This window comes from Mycobacterium sp. DL440 (assembly GCF_011745145.1).
In the GTDB taxonomy this organism is placed as follows: Bacteria; Actinomycetota; Actinomycetes; order Mycobacteriales; family Mycobacteriaceae; genus Mycobacterium.
Window position 1 is genome coordinate 2,622,916 of sequence record NZ_CP050191.1, and the last position, 22,152, is coordinate 2,645,067.

The 22,152-nt window shown below is 67.9% G+C and carries 21 protein-coding genes; 13 read left to right on the top strand and 8 right to left on the bottom strand.

Features of this window, described 5'->3' with window-relative positions:
- Positions 1-49: 49 nt before the first annotated feature.
- From HBE63_RS12695 to HBE63_RS12720, 6 genes are read left to right on the top strand one after another with little or no spacing between them, the layout of a single operon-like run.
- Positions 50-352: an urease subunit gamma gene (locus tag HBE63_RS12695; protein WP_166905062.1), complete on the top strand. Its 303-nt coding sequence runs from the start codon at positions 50-52 to the stop codon at positions 350-352.
- Positions 353-360: 8 nt separating this feature from the next.
- Complete coding sequence (locus tag HBE63_RS12700) at positions 361-675, top strand: urease subunit beta (RefSeq protein ID WP_166909717.1); 315 nt, start codon at positions 361-363, stop codon at positions 673-675.
- Positions 672-2,393 carry an urease subunit alpha gene (locus HBE63_RS12705; protein WP_166905063.1) on the top strand — a complete coding sequence of 574 codons (1,722 nt, stop codon included), beginning with the start codon at positions 672-674 and terminating at the stop codon, positions 2,391-2,393. Before HBE63_RS12700 ends, HBE63_RS12705 begins: the two co-directional genes overlap by 4 nt.
- A 14-nt stretch (positions 2,394-2,407) precedes the next feature.
- Complete coding sequence (locus tag HBE63_RS12710) at positions 2,408-3,043, top strand: urease accessory protein UreF (RefSeq protein WP_166905064.1); 636 nt, start codon at positions 2,408-2,410, stop codon at positions 3,041-3,043.
- Positions 3,044-3,071: 28 nt separating this feature from the next.
- Positions 3,072-3,758, top strand: a complete 687-nt coding sequence (ureG, locus tag HBE63_RS12715; protein ID WP_166905065.1) for an urease accessory protein UreG — start codon at positions 3,072-3,074, stop codon at positions 3,756-3,758.
- Complete coding sequence (locus tag HBE63_RS12720) at positions 3,758-4,405, top strand: urease accessory protein UreD (RefSeq protein WP_166905066.1); 648 nt, start codon at positions 3,758-3,760, stop codon at positions 4,403-4,405. Before ureG ends, HBE63_RS12720 begins: the two co-directional genes overlap by 1 nt.
- Here the strand turns inward: HBE63_RS12720 and HBE63_RS12725 are convergent.
- The 3 genes from HBE63_RS12725 to HBE63_RS12735 all read right to left on the bottom strand — a co-directional run bounded on the left by HBE63_RS12725 (position 4,402) and on the right by HBE63_RS12735 (position 7,496).
- Complete coding sequence (locus tag HBE63_RS12725; RefSeq protein WP_166905067.1) at positions 4,402-5,775, bottom strand: NAD(P)/FAD-dependent oxidoreductase; 1,374 nt, start codon at positions 5,773-5,775, stop codon at positions 4,402-4,404. The genes HBE63_RS12720 and HBE63_RS12725 overlap by 4 nt on opposite strands.
- A 98-nt stretch (positions 5,776-5,873) precedes the next feature.
- The gene (locus tag HBE63_RS12730; RefSeq protein ID WP_166905068.1) at positions 5,874-6,803 is read right to left on the bottom strand and encodes an LLM class F420-dependent oxidoreductase; all 930 of its coding nucleotides are present in this window, start codon (positions 6,801-6,803) and stop codon (positions 5,874-5,876) included.
- A gap of 18 nt (positions 6,804-6,821) precedes the next feature.
- On the bottom strand, positions 6,822-7,496 hold the full coding sequence (locus tag HBE63_RS12735) for an SDR family oxidoreductase (RefSeq protein WP_166905069.1): 675 nt from the start codon (positions 7,494-7,496) through the stop codon (positions 6,822-6,824).
- A gap of 178 nt (positions 7,497-7,674) precedes the next feature.
- Between HBE63_RS12735 and HBE63_RS12740 the strand changes: the two genes are divergently transcribed.
- The 5 genes from HBE63_RS12740 (at position 7,675) to HBE63_RS12760 (ending at position 12,307) form a co-directional block, all read left to right on the top strand.
- Positions 7,675-8,469 carry an ABC transporter permease gene (locus HBE63_RS12740; RefSeq protein ID WP_166905070.1) on the top strand — a complete coding sequence of 265 codons (795 nt, stop codon included), beginning with the start codon at positions 7,675-7,677 and terminating at the stop codon, positions 8,467-8,469.
- Positions 8,466-9,554 carry a sulfate/molybdate ABC transporter ATP-binding protein gene (locus tag HBE63_RS12745; protein WP_166905071.1) on the top strand — a complete coding sequence of 363 codons (1,089 nt, stop codon included), beginning with the start codon at positions 8,466-8,468 and terminating at the stop codon, positions 9,552-9,554. The genes HBE63_RS12740 and HBE63_RS12745 overlap by 4 nt, the downstream gene beginning before the upstream one ends.
- Positions 9,555-9,794: 240 nt before the next feature.
- Entirely contained in the window at positions 9,795-10,826 is a 1,032-nt protein-coding gene (locus HBE63_RS12750) for an APA family fibronectin-binding glycoprotein (RefSeq protein ID WP_166905072.1), read from the top strand.
- Between the two features lie 148 nt (positions 10,827-10,974).
- On the top strand, positions 10,975-11,277 hold the full coding sequence (locus HBE63_RS12755) for a GlsB/YeaQ/YmgE family stress response membrane protein (RefSeq protein WP_166905073.1): 303 nt from the start codon (positions 10,975-10,977) through the stop codon (positions 11,275-11,277).
- 13 nt (positions 11,278-11,290) lie between these two features.
- Positions 11,291-12,307, top strand: a complete 1,017-nt coding sequence (locus HBE63_RS12760) for a zinc-binding alcohol dehydrogenase family protein (RefSeq protein ID WP_208301356.1) — start codon at positions 11,291-11,293, stop codon at positions 12,305-12,307.
- Positions 12,308-12,315: 8 nt separating this feature from the next.
- On the opposite strand, the gene HBE63_RS12765 is transcribed toward HBE63_RS12760, so the two are convergent.
- The gene (locus HBE63_RS12765) at positions 12,316-12,789 is read right to left on the bottom strand and encodes a hypothetical protein (RefSeq protein WP_166905074.1); all 474 of its coding nucleotides are present in this window, start codon (positions 12,787-12,789) and stop codon (positions 12,316-12,318) included.
- A gap of 119 nt (positions 12,790-12,908) precedes the next feature.
- Here HBE63_RS12765 and HBE63_RS12770 point away from each other — a divergent pair, with 119 nt between their 5' ends.
- Complete coding sequence (locus HBE63_RS12770) at positions 12,909-13,493, top strand: CGNR zinc finger domain-containing protein (protein ID WP_166905075.1); 585 nt, start codon at positions 12,909-12,911, stop codon at positions 13,491-13,493.
- A 67-nt stretch (positions 13,494-13,560) separates the two neighbouring features.
- Here HBE63_RS12770 and HBE63_RS12775 read toward each other — a convergent pair whose 3' ends face one another.
- Entirely contained in the window at positions 13,561-14,325 is a 765-nt protein-coding gene (locus HBE63_RS12775; RefSeq protein WP_166905076.1) for a CPBP family intramembrane glutamic endopeptidase, read from the bottom strand.
- Between the two features lie 52 nt (positions 14,326-14,377).
- Positions 14,378-16,747, bottom strand: coding sequence for a phosphoketolase (locus HBE63_RS12780; protein ID WP_166905077.1), 2,370 nt, complete (start codon positions 16,745-16,747; stop codon positions 14,378-14,380).
- A 113-nt stretch (positions 16,748-16,860) separates the two neighbouring features.
- On the opposite strand from HBE63_RS12780, the gene HBE63_RS12785 reads away from it, so the two are divergent.
- Positions 16,861-18,348 carry an acetyl-CoA acetyltransferase gene (locus HBE63_RS12785; RefSeq protein WP_166905078.1) on the top strand — a complete coding sequence of 496 codons (1,488 nt, stop codon included), beginning with the start codon at positions 16,861-16,863 and terminating at the stop codon, positions 18,346-18,348.
- Here HBE63_RS12785 and HBE63_RS12790 read toward each other — a convergent pair.
- Positions 18,318-21,482, bottom strand: coding sequence for a helicase HerA domain-containing protein (locus HBE63_RS12790; protein WP_166905079.1), 3,165 nt, complete (start codon positions 21,480-21,482; stop codon positions 18,318-18,320). The two genes, HBE63_RS12785 and HBE63_RS12790, sit on opposite strands and share 31 nt — an antisense overlap.
- On the bottom strand, positions 21,482-22,105 hold the full coding sequence (locus tag HBE63_RS12795) for a hypothetical protein (RefSeq protein WP_166905080.1): 624 nt from the start codon (positions 22,103-22,105) through the stop codon (positions 21,482-21,484). The genes HBE63_RS12790 and HBE63_RS12795 overlap by 1 nt, the downstream gene beginning before the upstream one ends.
- Positions 22,106-22,152 lie beyond the last annotated feature (47 nt).

The following is a 22,152-nucleotide window of genomic DNA, read 5'->3' on the forward strand; positions in this document are numbered from 1 at the left end:
CGACGGCGAGCGCTGCCGATCCCCGCTCGTCATGGCAGGATCGCGCACTATGCGTTTGACCCCGCATGAGCAGGATCGTCTGCTCATCTCCTATGCCGCGGACCTGGCGCGGCGCAGACAAGCCCGCGGCTTGTTGCTCAACCATCCCGAGGCCGTGGCGGTGATCACCGATCACCTGCTGGAAGGCGCCCGCGACGGTCGGACGGTTGCGGAGTTGATGGTGAGCGGACGCGATGTGCTGACCCGCGCGCAGGTCATGGAGGGAGTGCCCGAGATGCTGCACGACGTCCAGGTCGAGGCCACTTTCCCGGACGGCACCAAGCTGGTCACCGTCCACAACCCGATCTCGTGAGCCGCGCTGTGATCCCCGGTGAGATCGTGTTCGGTGAGGGTGACATCGCGCTCAATTCCGGTGCGCCACGGCTGATTCTCGACATCGTCAACACCGGCGACCGGCCGGTGCAGGTAGGCAGTCATGTACACCTGCCACAAGCCAACGCCGCGTTGGACTTCGACCGCGCGGCCGCCCGAGGGCATCGCCTCGACATCCCGGCCGGTACCGCGGTTCGCTTCGAACCAGGTGTGGCCCAGCGCGTTTCACTGGTGCCGCTCGGCGGCGCCCGTGAGGTGTACGGAATCAGTCTCGACGCGCCCGGCAGATTGGATGCCCAATGACCGAGCTGACCCGTGCGCGCTACGCGGCGCTGTTCGGCCCGACCGCCGGTGACCGGATCCGGTTGGCCGACACCGACCTTTTCGTCGAGATCACCGAGGACCGCAGCGGCGGACCCCGGCACGCCGGTGACGAGGCGGTGTTCGGCGGTGGCAAGGTACTGCGCGAGTCGATGGGCCAGTCGAGGGCAACCCGCGCGGACGGCGCACCGGACACCGTCATCACCGGTGCGGTGATCATCGACCACTGGGGAATCATCAAGGCCGACATCGGGATCCGTGACGGACGCATCGTGGGGATCGGTAAGGCCGGCAATCCCGACATCATGACCGGGGTGCATCCTGCGCTGGTCGTCGGTCCCTCGACCGAGATCATCGGGGGCAACGGCCGCATCCTGACCGCGGGCGCGATCGACTGTCACGTCCACCTGATCTGTCCGCAGCTCATGGCGGAAGCACTCGGCGGCGGCATCACCACGATCGTGGCCGGCGGAACCGGTCCGGCCGAGGGCAGTAAGGCCACCACGGTCACCCCGGGCGCCTGGCACCTGGCCAGAATGCTGGAGTCGCTCGACTCCTGGCCGCTCAACGTCGCGCTGCTGGGCAAGGGCAACACCGTCAGCGCCGAGGCGATGTGGGAGCAGCTGCGCGGTGGCGCAGCGGGATTCAAGCTGCACGAGGACTGGGGCACCACGCCCGCGGCTATCGATGCCTGCCTGACGGTCGCCGAAGCCGCCGGGGTGCAAGCCAACATCCACACCGACACCCTCAATGAGGCCGGGTTCGTCGAGGACACGCTGGCCGCGATCAAGGGCCGCGGTATCCACGCGTATCACACCGAGGGCGCCGGTGGCGGGCACGCACCCGACATCATCACCGTCGCCTCGCACCCGAATGTGCTGCCCAGCTCCACCAATCCGACCCGGCCGCACACCGTCAACACCCTCGACGAGCACCTCGACATGCTCATGGTGTGCCATCACCTGAATCCGAGCGTGCCCGAGGACCTGGCATTCGCCGAGAGCCGGATCCGACCGTCGACGATCGCGGCAGAGGATCTGCTGCACGACATCGGGGCCATCTCGATGATCGGCAGCGACTCCCAGGCGATGGGCCGGATCGGCGAGGTGGTGTTGCGGACCTGGCAGACCGCTCACGTGATGAAGGGCAGGCGTGGCGCGCTGGAAGGCGACGGTGCGGCGGACAACAACCGCGTCCGCCGGTACGTCGCGAAATACACCATCTGCCCGGCCATCGCCCACGGTCTCGACGATGAGGTCGGTTCGGTCGAGGTCGGCAAGCTCGCCGATCTGGTGTTGTGGGAACCCGCATTCTTCGGGGTGCGCCCGCACGCGGTGCTCAAGGGCGGCATGATCACCTGGGCGGCGATGGGCGATGCCAACGCCTCGATCCCTACCCCGCAGCCGGTGCTCCCGCGGCCGATGTTCGGCGCGGCGCCCGCCGCGGCGGCCGCCACGTCGGTGCACTTCGTCGCGCCGCAGGCGATCGAGGACGGTCTGGCAGATCGTCTCGACATCCGCCGAAAGCTGGCTGCGGTCAAGAATGTTCGGCGGGTCGGGAAGGCCCAGATGCCACTCAATGATGCGATGCCGCACATCGAGGTCGATCCGGACACGTTCACCGTCCGGATCGACGGGCAGGTGTGGCAGGAACAGCCTGCGGTGGAACTGCCCATGGCGCAACGATATTTCCTGTTCTGATGTGTAGCTTCTAGATGACCAGCCTGGCAACACTTCTGACCCTGGCCGATTCGCGGCTGCCGACGGGCGGGCATGTGCACTCCGGCGGTGTCGAGGAGGCAGTGACCAGCGGCCTGCTCACCGACCTCACCACGTTGCGCGCCTATCTGGTCCGGCGCATCCGTACCAGCGGGGTGGTCGCTGCCTCGGTGGCGGTGGCAGTACACACCGGGGCCCTGGACCCCGAGGCTGCCGATGCCGAGACCGATGCCCGCACACCGGCTCCGGCGGCGCGTGACGCTTCCCGTGCCCAGGGCCGCGGACTGGTCCGGTTGGCCAGGCGGGTCTGGCCGTTGCAGTCGTGGCAGATGCTCGGTCCCCGGCCGCACCTGCCGGTTGCGGCCGGCGCGGTTGGCGCGGCGGCCGGGCTGGATCCGGATCAGACGGCACTGTCGGTGGTCTACACCACCATGACGGGTTCGGCCACTGCTGCGCAGCGGTTGCTCGCGTTGGACCCCGCTGATGTCGCGGCCCTGACCTTCGAGCTGTCCGGGTTGTGTGACGAGGTGACGGCCGAGGCGGTCACCGGGTTGGCCGACCTGTCCGATCCGCTGCTCGACGTCCTGGCGCAGCGTCACACCGAACGCGACCGGCCGCTGTTCGCCTCCTAGCTCTGTCACCGCACTCGAAAGGCCCACCATGCCACCGCATTTCCTCGACGGCGAACCGCACACCCACGTGGACCGGCCCAAGCGGGTACGTCAGCCCGGTGAGCCGCTGCGCATCGGTGTCGGCGGTCCGGTCGGGTCCGGCAAGACCGCCCTGGTGGCGGCGCTGTGCCGGCAGCTGCGCGAGGAGTTGTCGCTGGCGGTGTTGACCAACGACATCTACACCACCGAGGATGCCGACTTCCTGCGCCGGCACGCGGTGCTGCCCGACGAGCGGATCGCCGCGGTACAGACCGGGGGATGCCCGCACACTGCCATCCGTGACGACATCACCGCGAACCTGGATGCGATCGACGATCTGATCGAGGCCAACCCGGCACTGGATCTCATCCTCGTCGAATCCGGCGGCGACAACCTCACGGCGACGTTCTCGTCGGGGCTGGTGGATGTGCAGATCTTCGTCGTCGACGTGGCCGGGGGAGACAAAGTGCCGCGCAAGGGCGGCCCCGGTGTCACGTACTCGGACCTGCTGGTGGTCAACAAAACCGATCTCGCGCCGCTGGTGGGTGCCGATCTGGACGTGATGCGCCGCGATGCGGCGAAGGCCCGCGCACACCGGCCGACTGCGCTGGTTTCGCTGACCGACGATCCGACAGCGGGCCCGGTACTGGCGTGGGTGCGCGAACAGTTGACGGCCGCGCAGGCACCGCCGTCGTGATGCACTCCGCCGTCGTGATCGTGGCCTCGCCGGGGCGGTTGCCGCGGATCGAGGCGCGCGGCGGTCTGGCCGGACGATGCACCGAACCCGACACGGTGCACCTGGTCTCCACGGCTGCCACCCCGCTCGGCGGCGACACCATGACTTTCCGGGTGGTGGTGGAACCCGGTGCCCGGCTGCGGATTCGCGCCGCTGCGGCAACAATGGTGCTGCCCGGCGGGGCTACTCTGCAGTCGACGGCGCACTGGGAGCTGGAGATCGTGGGGCAGTTGGATCTCGATCCGCAGCCGACCGTCGTGGCCGGGGGTTCGTCGCATCGCAGTACCACGCGACTGCAGCTGGCCGAGTCCGCACGGGTGCGGATCCGGGAGCGGGTACAGATCGGCAGATCTGGTGAGCGGGAAGGTTTCTGGTCGTCAGCGATGCATGCCGACGTCGCTTCGGCGCCGTTGTTGCGTCACCGCATCGAACTCGGATGCGGGGCAGTGGCCGATGACGCATTGGCCGCCCCTCGCGCCTGCATCAGCGAATTGCGTTATCCGGCACCCATATTCGAGGCTCCCGGAACCGTGCTGGCGCTGGCCGCCGGTGGCAGCCTGGCCACCTGGCAAGGTGACCGGCTGCCGCCTGACGCCGCAGGGTCCTAGGATGCCGCCTTCTCGGTTTCCTGCACCGAGGCAGCGATCTCTTCGAGCTCCTCGATCCTGGTGCGGGCGTAGGCCTGCTGTTCGGTGATGGTGAGCTGACCGCGTTTGGTGCTCAAGAAGGTCACACCCCACGACAGCACCGTCACCAGACGGCTCTTGAACCCGACGATGTACACGAGGTGCAGCACCAGCCAGCACACCCAGGCGAAGAACCCGGAGAACTCGACCGGGCCGACCTTGGCCACCGCCGAGAACCGCGACACCGTCGCCATCGAGCCCTTGTCGAAGTACTCGAACGGGGCCCGGATCTTCGGGCTGGTCCCGGCGACCTCGCGCTTGATCAGCTTGGCGGCATAACGGCCACCCTGGATCGCCCCCTGGGCGACACCCGGCACACCCTCCATCGCGGCCATGTCGCCGACCACAAAGACGTTGGGATGACCCGGAAGCGTCAGGTCCGCCCCGACCTTGACCCGGCCGGCCCGGTCGAGCTCTACTCCGGACTGCTCCGCCAGATCCTTGCCGAGCGGGCTGGCCGAGACACCGGCCGACCAGACCTTGCACGCCGATTCGATACGCCGCAGCGTGCCGTCGGAGTCCTTGACCGTCAGGCCGTTGCGGTCGACGTCGGTCACCATGGCGCCGAGCTGAACCTCGACCCCCATCTTCTCCAGCCGTTCCTGGGCCCGCTTGCCCAGCTTCGGTCCCATGGGCGGCAGGACGGCCGGTGCCGCGTCGAGCAGGATCACCCGGGCCTCGGTGGGATCGATGTGACGGAAGCTGCCGCGCAGGGTCTGATCGGCCAATTCGGCGATCTGTCCGGCCATTTCGACGCCAGTGGGTCCGGCGCCCACGACGGTGAAGGTGAGTAGCTTGGCCCGGCGCACGGGGTCGCTGGAGCGCTCGGCCTGCTCGAACGCACCGAGGATGCGGCCACGGAGTTCCAGCGCATCGTCGATCGACTTCATGCCGGGAGCGAACTCGGCGAAATGGTCGTTGCCGAAGTAGGACTGTCCGGCGCCGGCGGCGATGATGAGGCTGTCGTACGGCGTGGAATAGGTGTGCCCGAGCAGCACCGAATCCACCGTCTGGTTCTCCAGATCGATGTGGGTGACGTCGCCCAACAACACCTGAGCGTTCTTCTGCTTGCGCAGGATGACGCGGGTGGCCGGGGCGATCTCTCCCTCGGAGATGATCCCGGTGGCCACCTGGTACAGCAGCGGCTGGAACAGGTGGTGCGTGGTGCGGGCGATTAGCTTGATGTCGACGTCGGCACGCTTGAGAGTCTTGGCGGCGTTGAGGCCGCCGAAACCGGATCCGATGATGACTACCTTATGCCGATCCGTTGCCGTAGCTCCGGGGTGGCTCATTGCTGCTCCTAGCGGACGTGTTTGCCACTTGTAATAACCGTTAGGTTAGTCGGCGCCATTCCTGCCTGTGCGGTGAGATGGGCAACCGAACCGAATGTTTACCCGGTTATCAGTGGTTTCAGTGCCTCGCCGACTGCCGTGATGTCGCCGGGACGGTAGCCGTGCAGCTGAGTCGGCAGGTTGAGGACCACGCCGCCGATGCCGGCATCGAGCACCTTCGTCTTGACCTGCTCGGCGATCTGCTCGGGACTGCCGGCGACGGTGCGCTGCCTGAACGCTTCGGGCACCGCGTCGACTGTCACGTTCTCGTCGACGAGCGAGGTGAGCAGCACGCTGGTTTCCAGCGTTGCGGGGTCGCGGTCGATCGCCTCGCACTGCTGTTGGGCCACCTCCACCTTTCGCCGCAACTCGTCGAAGCCGGCGATGACGTTGAGATGGTCGAAGTGCCGTGCCGCCAGCGGAATGGTCTTCTTCTCGCCGCTGCCGCCGATCATCAGCGGAATCCGGTCGCGGAACCGAGGGTTGGCCATCGCCTCGACTGCCCGGTAGTACTTGCCGGAGAATGTCGGGCGCTCGCCCGCGAGCATCGGCACGATGATTTGCAGCGCCTCAGCAAGTTTGTCGAAACGCTCGGTGAAGGTGCCGAATTCGTAGCCGAGCTGGTCGTGTTCGAGTTCGAACCAGCCGGTGCCGATGCCGAGGATCGCGCGGCCCTGGCTGATCACGTCGAGCGTGGTGATGGCCTTGGCCAACAGGGTCGGATTGCGGTAGGTGTTGCCGGTGACCAGGGTGCCCAGTTGCACGTTCTGGGTCGCGGTGGCCAGTGCGCCGAGCGCGGTGTAGGCCTCCAACATGGGCTGGTCGGGTGTACCGAGACCGGGCAGCTGATAGAAGTGGTCCATCACGAAGACCGTGTCGAAGCCGGCCGCCTCGGCCTCTTGCGCCTGGGCGATGACGGTGGGGAACAGCTCGGCGACGCTGGTGCCGTAGGAGAAGTTGGGGATTTGGAGTCCGAGTCGGATTGTCACTTCTCCGACCCTAGCGCGCTAACCCAGGGTTGCCATTGAACCGCGGCTGACGTGCATCGTCTGCCCGGTGATGTGGCGAGCTGCCGGCGTGCTCAAAAACACCGCGAGACGGGCGAACTCGTCGGCGACCGACGGCGGCGTGCTGCCGAGGCCGTCATAGCTCGGCTCGGCGGACAGGCCGGGGGCGACGGCGTTGACGGTGATTCCGCGGGTGCCGAAGTACGCTGCCTGGCCGGCGGTCCAGTCGCTGAGGGCCGCCTTGACGGCGGCTTCGATGCTGCCTTCACGCGGGCTCGCGGGCACCACGTTGACGATCGAACCGCCCGAGCGCAGCTGGTCGCCTACGATCTGCACGGTCAGCACGGCCGAGACCACGGTGGCATCCAGCACGCTGCGCCAGGCGGTGGCCTGATCGGCCAGCGTGAAGGTACGAGGGTCCTTGGTCTCGAACTGCGGGGCCGGGACGTTGACCAGGGTGTCGAGGTAGTGGGGGAACTGCGCGCGGGCGTTCTCGACACTGGCGGGATCGGTGTTGTCGAACACGATCGAGGCGATGTCGAGCTGCTTGGCCGTCAACTCCAGGTCTTCGCGGCGGGCGCCGGCGATGATCACGTTGTGGCCGGCATCGAGGAAACCTGCCGCAATCGCGCGGCCGAGTTCGGTGTCGCCGCCGGTGACCAGCACCTCCGCCATGATGTACCTCCGTGTACCTGGGGGTCGCCGCGCCGGACGGGGGCGACCAACGGCCAATGTTACTGGACAGTAGCTAGGTCGGGAAACTCGGCGCGCCAATTGCCGGCTCGCATAAGGTGGCCGAGATGATCCGACCCAGCGCTGCGACCTGCGTCGACGTGGTCGGCAAGGCTGTGCCGTGACGAATTCGCCACGGCTTCCACGCTGGATATATCTCCCCGCCGCGGTGGGCGCGATATTCGTCGTGCTGCCACTGGTGGCGATGGTGGCAAAGGTGGACTGGCCGCAGTTCGGGACACTGATCTCCAGCCCGTCGTCGACGGCGGCGTTGAAGCTCAGCCTGGAGACGTCGCTGGCCAGCACGGTGTTGTGTGTCCTGTTCGGTGTCCCGTTGGCGTTGGTGCTGGCCCGCACCGAAGGTTCCGCAACCCGAATCGTCCGGCCGTTGATCCTGTTGCCGCTGGTACTGCCGCCGGTGGTCGGTGGTATCGCGCTGCTCTACGCATTCGGGCGGTTGGGGTTGGTCGGTCGGTACCTGGAGGCCGCCGGGGTGCACATCGCGTTCACCACGGTCGCGGTGGTGCTGGCGCAGACCTTCGTCTCCCTGCCGTTCCTGGTCATTTCGCTGGAAGGCGCCGCGCGCACCGCCGGTGCGGATTTCGAGGTCGTGGCGGCGACGTTGGGTGCGTCGCCGGGAACCGTCTGGTGGCGGGTGACGCTGCCTCTGTTGGGGCCGGGCCTGGTCTCGGGAGCTGTCCTGGCCTTCGCGCGTTCCCTGGGCGAGTTCGGTGCCACGTTGACATTCGCGGGGTCACGCCAGGGAGTGACCCGCACCCTGCCGCTGGAGATCTACCTGCAGCGCGAGAGCGACGCCGATGCCGCCGTGGCGTTGTCGGTGCTGCTGGTGGCGGTGGCGGCGGTGGTGGTCATCGGGCTCGGCAGTCGCCGGCTGCGGGCGGGTGGTTGGACATGACGCTGCAGGTGCGAGTCGTCGTCGAAAACCGTGGTCTGGACCTGGAATTCGGGGTGGCGGCCGGGGAGGTGCTCGCGGTACTGGGCCCCAACGGTGCGGGTAAATCGACCACATTGCACTCGATCGCCGGACTGGTCGGCCTGGATGCCGGGAGTGTGCGGGTGGGGGGCCGGGCGCTGACCGATACGGCTACCGGTGTGGACGTACCGACGCATGCCCGCCGGGTCGGCCTGTTGCTGCAGGACTCTCTGCTGTTCCCGCACCTGAGCGTGCTGGCCAACGTGGCATTCGGTGCACGCAGTGGGCACCGGACAGGCCGCCGCGCTGCCTATGAGAACGCTCGCCGGTGGTTGGCCGAGGTCGACGCCACGGATCTGGCCGATCGGCGGCCCCGCAGGCTGTCGGGCGGTCAGGCGCAACGGGTGGCACTGGCCCGGGCGTTGGCCGCCGACCCCGAGGTGCTGCTGCTCGATGAACCGCTGGCGGGGTTGGACGTGGCGGTGGCGGCGTCGATGCGCAAGGTGTTACGCCGCGTGCTCGCCATTGGGGGCAGGTCCGCGGTGCTGATCACCCACGACCTGCTCGATGTCCTGACGCTGGCCGACCGGGTGATCGTGGTGGAGGGTGGACGTATAGTCGAAAGTGGTTCTGTCGCAGAAGTATTGGCCACGCCGAAGAGTCACTTCGCGGCGAGGTTCGCCGGCGTCAACCTGATCGGGGGCACGGCCGCCACCGACGGCGTGCTGAGCACCGCGTGGCACACGAACTGGTACGGCACGGCGGCGGCCACCGTGCAGCCCGGCGCGCCGGCCGTCGCCCTGTTCTCGCCGGCGTCGGTCTCGGTGTACCGGGATGACCCGCATGGCAGCCCGCGCAACACCGTCGCGGTGACGGTCGCCGAGCTCGACAGCCGGGGGCCCGGCATCCGGGTGCGGGCCGACGAGCAGCCCGACGGCGCACCTGGCCTGGCCGCTGACATCACCGCGGAGTCGGCCGCCGAGCTGCGGCTGGCCCCGGGCGACACGGTGTATTTCTCGGTGAAGGCGCAGGAGGTTGCCGTCCACCCGGCGGGACACCGGAAGTGACTCCGGGGTCCTTCACGTAACGCGGGCGTGCGCAGGCCCGAATCACCTGTTGAGGGACCGGCGCGGCGAGTGTCGGGAGTGGGTTGCCAGCTCCGGCGTGGCGCCCGGCACACCTGTGTGTCAGCAATCAGCCCTTAGTGCGCTTACCTGGCTATTTGCTGGGAACAGCAATCTCACTTTTAAGCACTCTACGAGCAACTCACACTTGCGTCACGGCCGTAACACGGTAGTTTCATCCCCATGGACGAGTCGGATGCGATGTCACATCGGCGCAGAGGTCTGTCGAAGAAACTGGCACTGGTTGCGGTGACCAGCGCGACCGCCGCGGCCGTCGCGCTGCCGGCGGTGGCGTATGCGGATCCCGTGCCGGCGCCCCCGGCGCCGGCGCCCGCCCCAGCGGTGCCCGGTGCGCCCGCCCCAGCTCCGGCTGCTCCCGCGCCGGCTCCCGGAGTACCCGCCCCAGCGCCGGCACCCGGAGCACCCGCGCCCGCTCCCGTCCCCGGAGCACCCGCCGATCCCAACGCTCCAGCCGCGCCCGCACCTGCACCTGCTCCTGCGGATCCGAACGCTCCGGCGCCCGCGCCGGCTGACCCGAACGCTCCCGTCCCGGCTCCCGCGCCGGAACCCGGACGGGTGGACAACGCCGCGGGCGGCTTCAGCTACGTCGTGCCCGGCGGATGGAAGGTCTCCGACGCGACCCAGTTGTCATACGGGCAGGCGTTGTTGACCAAGATCCCGCCGGAGGGCACGCCTGAGCCGCCGAACGACACCAGCGTGCTGCTCGGACGCTTGGATCTGAAGTTGTTCGCAGGCGCCGAGGCTGACAATGCCAAGGCGGCTGTCCGGCTGGCCTCCGACATGGGTGAATTCTTCATGCCCTTCCCCGGAACCCGGGTGGGTCAGGAGACCGTGCCGCTGGACGCCAACGGGCTTACCGGTGTCGCCTCGTACTACGAGGTGAAGTTCACCGACGCCAACAAGCCCAACGGTCAGATCTGGGCCGGAGTGGTCGGTGCACCGCCGCCTCCGGGGACCCCGCGCGGGCAGCGCGCTCCGGAACGCTGGTTCGTGGTCTGGCTGGGCTCGGCGACCCACCCGGTCGACAAGGCCGCCGCTGCGACATTGGCCAACTCGATCCGGCCGTGGACGCCGCCGGCGGCGGCCGCTCCTGACCCCAACGCGCCGCCACCGCCGGCCGACCCGGCCCATCCCGGTGTCGGGGTGCCGGTGCCGGTCACCAACGCTCCGCCGGAGATGCAGCCCCCGGCGTGACGCCGGGCCTGCGGGATCACAAGAGTCGGCTAGGCCGAACGCTGATCGTTCCCAATTGACCAACCGAATTGTTACTTTCGGGAGGTACATCTGGGGTGTGGCTCAGCGAGCCCGCTGGGCATAGCCAGTGACAGGCAGGAGACCTGCAATGGACCTAATGGCGGCTACCGAAATCCTGGCGCGTTCCTCCACTCTGACGAGTGTTGGCTGGATCGGTTACATCATCATCGGTGCGATCGCCGGTTGGATCGCCGGCAAGATCGTCAAGGGCGGTGGCTCCGGCATTCTGATGAACATCGTCATCGGCGTGGTCGGTGCGCTCATCGGCGGATTCCTGCTCAGCTTCTTCCTCAACACAGGAGGCGGCGGCTGGTGGTTCACCCTGTTCACCGCCGTCCTCGGATCGGTGATCCTGCTGTGGATTGTCGGAATGGTGCGCAAGGGCAGCTGATTCGGCGCCGGTGATGGACACGGGGACCATGACGGCCTGGCAGGTCGTCACCCCCGGTCCGGTGAGTTCGCGTCCGCTCCAACGGGTAACCGTGTCCACCCCGCAGCCCGGCCCTGACGAACTGCTCGTCAAGGTCCTGGCCTGCGGGGTGTGCCGTACCGATCTGCATGTGGCCGAAGGGGATCTGGCCGTGCACCGGCCGCAGGTGATCCCCGGGCACGAGGTCGTCGGTGAGGTTGTCGCGGTCGGTGCCGATACCGGTGGCGGGTTCGCCCCCGGCGATCGGGTCGGTGTGGCGTGGCTGCGGCACACCTGCGGGCAGTGTGTCTATTGCCTACGGGGGCGGGAGAACCTCTGCCCGTCCTCGCTGTATACCGGCTGGGATGCCGACGGCGGCTATGCCGAATTCACCACCGTGCCTGCAGCATTCGCGTTGCGATTGCCGACTGGATACTCCGATGTCGAGCTGGCGCCGCTGTTGTGCGCGGGCATCATCGGTTACCGCGCCCTGTTGCGCACCGACCTGCCGCCGGGTGGACGGCTGGGGCTCTACGGCTTCGGCGGAAGCGCTCATCTGACGGCGCAGGTGGCGTTGGCGCAGGGGGCTCGCGTGCATGTGATGACCCGAGGCGAGCGTGCCCGCGAACTGGCGGTGGCGCTGGGCGCGTCCTCGGTGCAGGGCAGTGCTGACACGCCACCCGAACCCTTGGATGCCGCAATCCTGTTCGCTCCCGTGGGGGAGCTGGTGCTGCCTGCGCTCGCGGCCCTGGACCGCGGCGGCGTCCTGGCGATCGCGGGAATCCACCTCAGCGATATCCCGCGCCTGAACTATCAACAGCATCTGTTCTTCGAACGCGAGATCCGCTCGGTCACCGCTAACACCCGTGCCGATGCCCGCGATTTCCTGGCGTTCGCCGGTGCGCACCGGATGGCGGTCAGCACTCCCGAGTACGGCCTGGACCGCGCGGATGAGGCGCTGGCCGATCTGGCCGCCGGACGCATTGCGGGCGCTGCGGTGCTGCGCGGATAGCGGCGGCCTCAGAGCGCGGCGAGCGCGGCGCTCAGTCGGCCGTCGAGATCTCCGTGACCGAATGCGTACAGAGGGCCGAGCCCGTCGTTGATCACCCGGTTCAGGCGGGCCATCCCGCGTGCTTCGACCGGCAGTGGGGAATGCAGTCGCAGGGTGATCGCGTCGATGGTCGCCTCGGCTGCGGCAATATTTTTGCGGTGCAACGGTATTCGTGATGACCAGGCGATGGAGTCATTGGCGCTGTCGTGTACACAGCGGCGCAGCGCCCGGGCGATGGCAACACGTTCGGAGATCGACGTGAGACGGGCGGCGCGGGCCGCGATGGCGCTGCCCGGGGGTGTCGGCGTGCCGACGGCCAGCATGGCGTCGAGGCGGCCGGATCGAATCCGTGCGGTCAGACGGGCTCGGATGGACGGGCGGCGGGGGACGGGTGCACGACGGGGTGTGAGCGCTGGTGTCGCAGAAATTCGGTTGTCGTTCATGGCGATACCTCGTAGTTTCCGTGGTGCCGAGTCCGGAGATCATGACTGTCTAAGACCGTACGCCGGTCATGAATGACTAGTCAAACCAATTAAGCAGTCACGGCGGTACTCTTGGTGTCATGACGACGAGGTGGGCGGGAGACACCGAGACCAAACCCGCGCCCGGGCCGCTGGCCCGGATTCAGGCGTTGGTCAACACAATCGAGCTGCCCGCCGGAACGGATCGCCTCGCCCATCCCGACGACGCGGCACCGTGGCTGGCCGCCCATGGGTTGCTCGCTGCCGGTGTCGGCCCGACGGAGGCCGAGCTGGACCTGGTGCGCAGGGTGCGCGAGGCGTTGCGTGCACTGCTGATCCACCACACCGGCGGCCCGGCGCCGAACGCCGATCACCTTGCGGTGCTGCAGGCGCTGACCGACATGTCCACCGCGAAAGTCGATCTGGCTCCGGACGGGCAGGTGCGGTTGTCAGCGGCAGGCACGAACGTGGGTGAGCGCCTGCTCGAGCTACTGCTGGTGATGCGCGACGCGCAGCGGGACGGTACCTGGGCCCGGCTGAAGGCATGTGCGAACGACGAATGTACGTGGGCGTTCTACGACCGGTCCCGCAACCACGGTGGCACCTGGTGCGACATGTCCAGCTGCGGGAACATGCTGAAGAACCGTGAGTTCCGGGCGCGTCGCCGTGCCGGAGGCGCGAATTAGGCCTCGTGCCGGAGGCGCGAATTAGGCCTCGTGCCGGAGGCGCGAATTAGGCCTCGTGCGCCGGAAGTTAAGTCGACAGGTGCCACACCAGGGCGGCTGCGAGTGCGCCGATCCCGTTGAGTGACCAGTGCAGGGCGATCGGCGCGATCAGGCTGCCGCTGCGCCGACGCAGCCAGGTGAACACGAAGCCGGCGGCGCCGGTGGCCAGCACCGCCATCACCACACCGATGACGGTGCCGAAGATCCCACTGCCGAACAGCCGGGTGAAGCCGACGTTCCCGCTCGTCAGCCCGAATGAACTCGCGATGTGCCACAGACCGAACAACAAGGAGCCGCCCGCCGCGACACCGCGGAAACCCCAGGCCCGGTCCAGGGCCCCGTGCAGAACGCCGCGGAACGCCAATTCCTCGGGAATCACGGTCTGCAGAGGGATGATGACCATCGACGCGATCAGCGCGCCGGAGATCGTCGCATAGTGATCGTTCATGAACATCGGCCGCGTCCACGGCAGCATCGCGCCGATCGCGATCACCGAGACCACCAGGGCGACGGCACCCAGCGCGTACCCGGCACCCGAGCGCCAGTGCTCACGGCCCAGCCCGAGTTCCGTCCACCCCAGCCCGCGGGCCCGGACCAGGATCAACAAGCCGATCGCAGCCGCCGGGACGGTGGCGATACTCGCCCAGGGCGTCGTGAAATGGGCGATCAGGTTGGTCAGCGTCAAGATGACGACGACGATCCCGATGTCGGCATAGATGCGGAAATGGTGCAACGCAGAGAGCTGGGCCATCAGCGGATGTGGGTGCGCGGCCACGGCGCTCTGCTCAGACATAACTTGCCAATCGTACCGGCGTGGCGCAATTACCCAGGTCACACCGGGTTGATCAATCCGCGGCCCAAGTCCAGCCGGAGATCGCCGGGTCATCCTCGCCGTGCTCGCGGGTGTAGCTGCGGGCGGCCAGTCTGGCGTCGACCATCTCCTGGCGCAGTCCGGCAGCCCTGACCGCCAGGCCGTCGACCCGGTCGATCACGTCCATGACGAGGTGGAACCGGTCGAGGTCGTTGAGCATCACCATGTCGAACGGCGTCGTCGTCGTACCTCGCTCCTTGAACCCACGTACGTGGAGTTGATCGTGGTTGGTGTGGCGGTAGGTCAGGCGGTGAATCAGCCACGGGTAGCCGTGATAGGCGAAGATGATCGGCTTGTCCGTGGTGAAGATCGAATCGAACTCGCGATCGGACAATCCGTGTGGATGTTCGGACTCGGGTTGCAGCCGCATGATGTCGACAACGTTGACCACCCGGACCAACAGGTCGGGAAGCTTGCGGCGCAGGATGTCGGCGGCGGCCAGGGTCTCCAGGGTCGGGATGTCGCCGGCGCAGGCCAGCACCACATCTGGTTCTCCGGTCGTATTGCTCGCCCATTCCCAGATCCCCAAACCGCGGGTGCAGTGCGCGACGGCCTCGTCCATCGTCAGGTACGTCAGGGCCGGCTGCTTGCCCGCCACGATGACGTTCACGTACTGGCGGCTGCGTAGGCAGTGGTCGGCCACCGAGAGCAGGGTGTTGGCATCCGGCGGCAGGTAAACCCGTACGACCTCGGGACGTTTGTTCGCGACGTGGTCGATAAAACCCGGATCCTGGTGCGACGCACCGTTGTGGTCCTGGCGCCACACATGGGAGGTCAGCAGATAGTTCAGGGACGCTATCGGCCGGCGCCACGGCAGGCGCGAACTGCTGAACAGCCACTTGGCGTGCTGGTTGAGCATCGAGTCGACGATGTGGACGAAGGCCTCGTAGCAGTTGAACAGCCCGTGCCGCCCGGTGAGGAGGTAGCCCTCCAGCCAGCCTTGGCACAGGTGTTCGGACAGCACTTCCATCACCCGGCCGTCGGGGGCCAGGTTCTCGTCGACGGGCAGTGTCTCGGCCTGCCATGCCTTGTCGGTCTTCTCGAACACCGCGGCCAGGCGGTTGGAGGCGGTTTCGTCGGGACCCATCAGCCGGAAACGGTCCGAATTGCCGGCGATGACATCACGCAGGAATGTGCCGAGCACTCGGGTGGCTTCCGCGGTGGCTGTCGCCGGGTTCTCCACGGTGACCGCGTAGTCGGTGAAGTCCGGCAGGTCGAGGTCACGGAGCAGCAGTCCACCATTGGCATGCGGGTTGGCGCTCATCCGCCGGGTGCCCGAGGGTGCGAGGTCCCGTAGATCGGGGCGCAGCGCGCCGGTGTCGTCGAACAGTTCCTCGGGCCGGTAGCTGCGCAGCCACGTCTCGAGCTGGGTCAGGTGCGACGGGTTGGTCCGGGTCTCGGAAAGTGGTACCTGGTGGGAGCGCCAGGTGCCCTCGACCAGTTTGCCGTCCACTTCGTGCGGGCCGGTCCAGCCCTTGGGGGTGCGCAGGATGATCATCGGCCACAGCGGACGGCCCGGCTCGCCGTCGAGGCGGGCCGCGCGTTGGATCGCCGCGATCTGGTCGAACGCCTCGTCCATGGCCGCGGCCAACTGTTGGTGCACGTTGTCCGGGTCGTCACCGGCGACGGTGATGGGCCGATAGCCGTAGCCGTACATGAGTGATTCGAGTTCTTCGGCCGGAATGCGGGACAGCACTGTGGGATTGGCGATCTTGTACCCGTTGAGGTGCAGGATCGGCAGCACCGCGCCGTCGACGACCGGGTTGAGGAACTTGTTCGAATGCCAGCTGGCGGCCAGCGGGCCCGTTTCGGCCTCGCCGTCGCCGACCACGCAGGCCACTACCAGGTCCGGATTGTCGAATGCGGCGCCGTAGGCGTGCACCAGCGCGTATCCGAGTTCGCCACCCTCATGGATGGAGCCGGGTGTCTCGGCGGCCACGTGACTGGGAATCCCACCGGGAAACGAGAACTGGCGGAACAGTTTCCGCAGACCGTCGGTGTCCTGCCCGATCGCGGAGTAGACCTCGCTGTAGGTACCTTCCAGGTAGGCGTTGGCCACCAGACCCGGACCGCCGTGGCCGGGCCCGGTGACGTAGATGATGTCCGCGTCGCGCTCGCGGATGATCCGGTTGAGATGGGCGTACAGCAGGTTCAAGCCCGGGGTGGTGCCCCAGTGGCCCAGCAGTCGTGGCTTGACGTGCTCGGCGGCCAGAGGCTCATCGAGCAGCGGATTGTCCAGTAGATAGATCTGGCCGACCGACAGGTAGTTCGCCGCCCGCCAGTAAGCGTTGAGCTGCTCGAGTTCTGTGTCGGTCAGTACCGATGATCCAGTCGCGTCGCTCATATCCTCATAGTGGTGGGTGTCGGTGAATCGTGCCTGCGATCCGGGTACCCGAATTCGTACCGGTCAACCAACGCCACGCGGGGCCATCCATCGCGTCGGCTAGGTTCGTGGACATGACCGTCCCCAGGACACTCGACCCACGCACCCCGGTACTGATCGGCTACGGCCAGGTCAACCAGCGGCAGGAGAATCCGGACGTCGAGCCGGTCGATCTGATGGTCGCGGCCGCCCGGGAAGCCGCCGATCCCCGGGTGCTGGAGGTTGTCGACTCGGTACGGATCGTGAATCTGCTGTCCTGGCACTACCGGGATCCGGGTTTGCTGTTGGCCCAACGCATCCGGGCCGACAAGGCGGCGACCCGCTATACGGGGGTGGGCGGCAACGTCCCGCAGTCGCTGGTGAACGAGGCCTGCCTGGATCTGCAGGGCGGACGGGCCGAGGTGGTGCTGATCGCGGGCGCTGAGACCTGGCGAACCCGCAGCCGGCTGCGCGCGGCCGGCGTCAAACCGGACTGGACGCGCCAGGACGAATCGGTGCCGGAGGCGCAGGGTGCGCATGACGGCGTGCCGATGGTCGGTGAGGCCGAGATCCGGATCAACCTGGACCGCCCGGCCCACGTGTATCCGATGTTCGAGCAGGCGCTGCGCATCGCGGCCGGCGAGTCCAGCGATGAGCACCGCAGACGGATCGGTGAGTTGTGGTCACAGTTCAGTGCCGTCGCGGCGGGTAACCCGCACGCCTGGAGCTCCGACGCGGTGCCTGCCGAGCAGATCTGGCAGCCGGGCCCGGACAACCGGATGATCAGCTGGCCCTACACCAAGTTGATGAACTCGAACAACATGGTCAACCAGGGAGCGGTGCTGATCCTGACCACCGTCGAAAAAGCCACCTACCTCCAGATCCCGGCCGACCGTTGGGTTTTCCCGTACGCGGGGACGGATTCGCACGACACCTACGCGATCGGCGAGCGCGCCGAGTTCTACCGGTCACCGGCCATCCGGATCGCCGGGCGCCGGGTCTTGGAGCTGGCCGGACTGGGCGTCGACGAGGTCGATTTCGTCGACGTGTACTCCTGCTTCCCGTCGGCGGTGCAGGTGGCGGCGGCCGAAATCGGTCTGCCACTGGCCGACCCGGCCCGGCCGCTGACGGTGACCGGCGGGCTGACCTTCGCCGGAGGGCCGTGGAACAACTACGTGTCGCATTCGATCGCCACCATGGCCGAGCGGTTGGTGGCCAATCCGGGGACCCGCGGGCTGATCACCGCCAACGGCGGTTACCTCACCAAACACAGTTTCGGCGTGTACGGCACCGAGCCGCCGGCCCATGAATTCCGTTGGCAGGACGTGCAATCCGAGGTCGACGCGCAGCCCACCCGTCAACTGCAAGTGGACTTCACCGGCACCGGGACCGTGGAATCCTGGACCACCCCGGTCGGCCGCGACGGCACCGCGGAGCGGGCGTTCCTGGCCGTGCGTACTCCTGCCGACGGACGCACGCTGGCGCGCATCGTGGACGAGTCTCAGGCGGCGGCGACCATGTCCCAGGACATCGCCGGGGCCAAGGTGCAGGTTCACGCCGACGGCAGCGCGACCCTGCTCTGAGCGGCGAGCGCCAGCACTTCGTCAGTGGTCGGGGGGCTGGGCGGATGGTGTGACAGGCACCAGGGCGTCTGGATCTTGTGAAAGGCGTTGCCTTCCAGCGCCAGATAGAACTGACCCGACCGCAGCTTGCTGATGTCGGGTACGTGGCCGCCCTTCACCCGGGCCATCTCCCGCGCCACCGCGATCTGAGCGGGGGAGTTCAGCAGACCGTAGAACTGCGTGGTGGCATTGCCCGGAATGTGGTTGTGCAGACCGCGTGGAGACTGTGTGGCGAACACCAATCCGAGCCCGTACTTTCGCGCCTGCGAGGACAGTGCCAGGGTGCTGTGCGTCGAGGCGGTCGTGTGGCTGGACGGCGCGAAGTTCTGCGCCTCGTCCATCACCAGCAGCCCACCCAGGGGCCGATCCCCGGCCGGGTTGCGCTTGATCCAGGCGAACAGCGCCATCTGTAACTGGTTGACGAACCCTTCGCGTTGTTGATCGCTGGTCAGACCGACCATGCTGATCACCGACACCCGCGCCCGGTATCCCGGGGACGGGGTCAGCAGCACTCCTGGGTCGGCGGCCGTCCCGGTGCCACCGAACAACGGATCGTTGACGGTCGCCGCGCGCAGGTTCTGGGCCAGCTCGGCAGCCAGCTTCTGCGCCCCGCCCAACGCGCTGACGTCGGCGGGCAGATTGTCGAGCAGGTCGATGAAGCCGCCAAGGGACACGGAGGGGCTCGCGCCGTAGAACCGCAGCGCCTCGCGCAAGACTGCGCGGGACCGCTCGGCCTTGGCGGTGTTGCCGGCGATCAGGGCACGGGATTCCAGTGCGGCGACGGCGGATTCGACGGCGTCGGAGAACTCGTCGTCGTCATCGATGACACTGGCGAAATCGGGGAGCGGCTGGAAGGACAACGGGCGCCCCGTCGATCGGCGCGGCGTCCACACCACCACTTCGGCGTTGTCGAAATAGGCGTCGGCGCGTTCGTCGTCGGCCGGGCTCCATCCCGGCGGATTGTCGGGCCAGCGCGCACCGAGGCGGGACAGGTCGTTGTTCGGGTCGAGCACGATCGACGAGACGCCCCGCAGCGCGCACTCCTCGACCAGGCGCCGGATCAGCACCGTCTTGCCCGACCCGGAGCCGGCGAAGATCGCGGTGTGTTTGCGCAGTGCGGCCAGATCGACCGAGACCGGGCGCCCGCCAAGGCTGTCCAGTCCCAACGTGACCGCGGTGGGCGAGTGTTCGATGACCGGTGCGGGCGGTTGCACACGTATTGGCCCGGTCGGGACCTCGGTGTCCACGTACGGCTGGGCCGGTGGCGGGGGATCACCCGCGATGTCCCCGAGAGCGGTACGCAGCCAGCCGATCCCGTGGGCGGGACGGCGTCGGCGCAGCCACTCGGGCAGGTCGGGGTGGTTGTCGTCGATGAGGTCGCGCAGCGCTGTCATCGTGCGCACGTCGTCCTCGCTCATCGGCAGCACCCGGCCACCGGCCGCCTCGAACTCGGCGATCATCACGGCGGTTTTGGCGCCCTTGGGCCACGCGGTGTTGCGCAGTAGGAACAGCTGGCGCCGGTCTGGGTTGAAACCCGTTGCCTCCCACGCTTTTCGGAGCCGGTTCTGTACCGCGACGGCGTTGCCGGACGAGATGGCGCGGAATGCCCAGTGCCGTTCGTCGTCGGTGGCGGCATCGAGGGTCTGACGGAGCCGACCGTGCAGCACCACCCGCTGACCCGGGGGCGGATCGGGGCGGAACGCCTGTCCGGACTCGCCGAGTTCGGTGATCCACGCATCCAGGGCCGCCGACAGCAGGCCAGGCATGGTGGTGTCCTCGCCATCGGGGTCGAGCGCGGCGACCGTCACCGCGCGGCGCCGGTAGTCGGCGAAGCGCCGGTCCAGTTCGCCGGTGTCACCCGGCGCGGTATCTCCCGCGGCGGCTTCCTGGGTGTCTCCCACCTCGCCGGTCAGTTGGGTGAGCTCTTCGATCATGTCGCGTTCGAGGCAGCGGCGGACATGGGTGTCGACGCGCTTGAGCAGCTGACGCGGCGTGTACTGGGTGGCCTCGTCGAACGCCGAAGGCAGGATCGGCCAGCTCGCGTACGGCGCGGTGAATCCGATGGCCGAGTAGCTGGCGGTGAACCGGCGTTCCAGGATGGCGCGGCCGACGTCGGGCGTCGGCAGGCCCTGCAGCAGCGCGGTGGTGCGGAATCTGTCCTGCACGGTGGCGGTGGCGCGGTCCTGGATCGCCTCCCAGGCCGCGGGAAGGCAAGCCACCACGCCCACGGTGCGGCGCATGGTCTGGCGGATCGACATGAGCCCGTGCGCGATGTGCTCGAGGTCGCGGTTGCCCGCGGAGCGGGCAGTTCCACTGGAGTCCGCGGAGGCCCCTGCGGTATCGGTGCGATCCGCCGACTGGGCCAGCAGCGTGTCGATCTGGTCGAGGGCCAGGACCGCCGGCCCGGCCAGGGCGATCAGGCGCGAGATGTCTCGGACCGATTCCTGTGCGGTGAGTGTCGGCGCGGGCAGGCCCCAGGATTCTCGTTCACCGCTGCCGGTCAGGAATGCCTCGCCGACGTCCTGCAGCTCGAGATCGCCGGAGCCCAACAGGACGAGCGCGCGAAGGGTGTGGTGCGCGCGTTTGACAGTGTGGCGGTGGACCTTGTGCAGCGAGTTGACGAAATCATTGAGGATCTCGGGGGTCAGGTCGTCGTCGCCGATCACTGCGCGGCGATTGGCCCGGGAGATGTGGGCCACCGAGGACAGCTCCCACAGGAGGTCTTTGAGTTGGGTCTCGCGCTCGCTGCCAGGCCGGCCCAGGCTTTCCAGGATGCCCGCGCGGGCGGACTGCCAGAAGCTCGCCGCATCGAGCAGTTCGACCAGGAAGAAGTAACCGCCGCCGGTTTGCACCTGTTCGCGGACCTGACCGAGGAGGTGGGTCTTGCCGGACCCGGCGGGGCCCCGCACCACCACACCCAGCGGGCTGGAGTCGGTTTCCCGTTCGGCATCGCCGAAGGCGGCCATCACATCGGCCATCGGCCGGTCGTGCATCCCGCGCACGTGCAGCGCGCCCTGTGAATGCCACAGATCGTCGGCGGTCGGCGCCCAGGTCAGGCGAAGCGCGCTGAGCGCTTCGCGGTGCTGTAACTCCATCAGGACTCGATCGCGATCAGATGCTTGTTCTGGTTGCCTATCTCCACCGCGGCGTCGCGGTCGGCGGGGGTGAGCACCTTCTGGTTCTCCTCGGGGATCAGGCTGACGCCGGGTTGCTGGTAGAGGCTGATCAGTGCGGCGTCGACGGTGGGACGGGGCAGACCAGGGACGGCCTGGCGCAGCCGCAGCAGACTGACCCAGCTGCCGGGCCGGGTGGTCAGCCCGGCGTAGGCGGTGCGCAACTGGACTTCGGGGGCTTGGTCGGACGGCACATCGGCAGGTAGAAACACGTCGGCGGGAACCAGGTCGGCGTGTTCGAAGTACCGGTGCAGCGCACCCAGCAGGGTGTACAACGCCTTGCCCTGCCCGGTGGACCGGGGCGGGGCGTCCGCACCGAACAGGGACCGGCACAGCGCCCATCCTGCGTCGGTGAGTTCGTGGACGAGTGGCCGGGTGCCGGTGGTCTCGATCAGGCCCAACCGGTTGAGTCGGTCGCGCTTCGGTTTGTCGAGTTTGGGCCCGAGCCGCTCCAGCTCGGCGTTGGGCAGCGGGCGGGACTCGGCCATCAATACCAGCAGGACTGCCTGCTCGGTGCCGGTCAGCTCCTCGGACGCGACATTCACCGGATGCTCACCTTCCTGCCATCGTGGATATTGCACGCGGGCCGGGG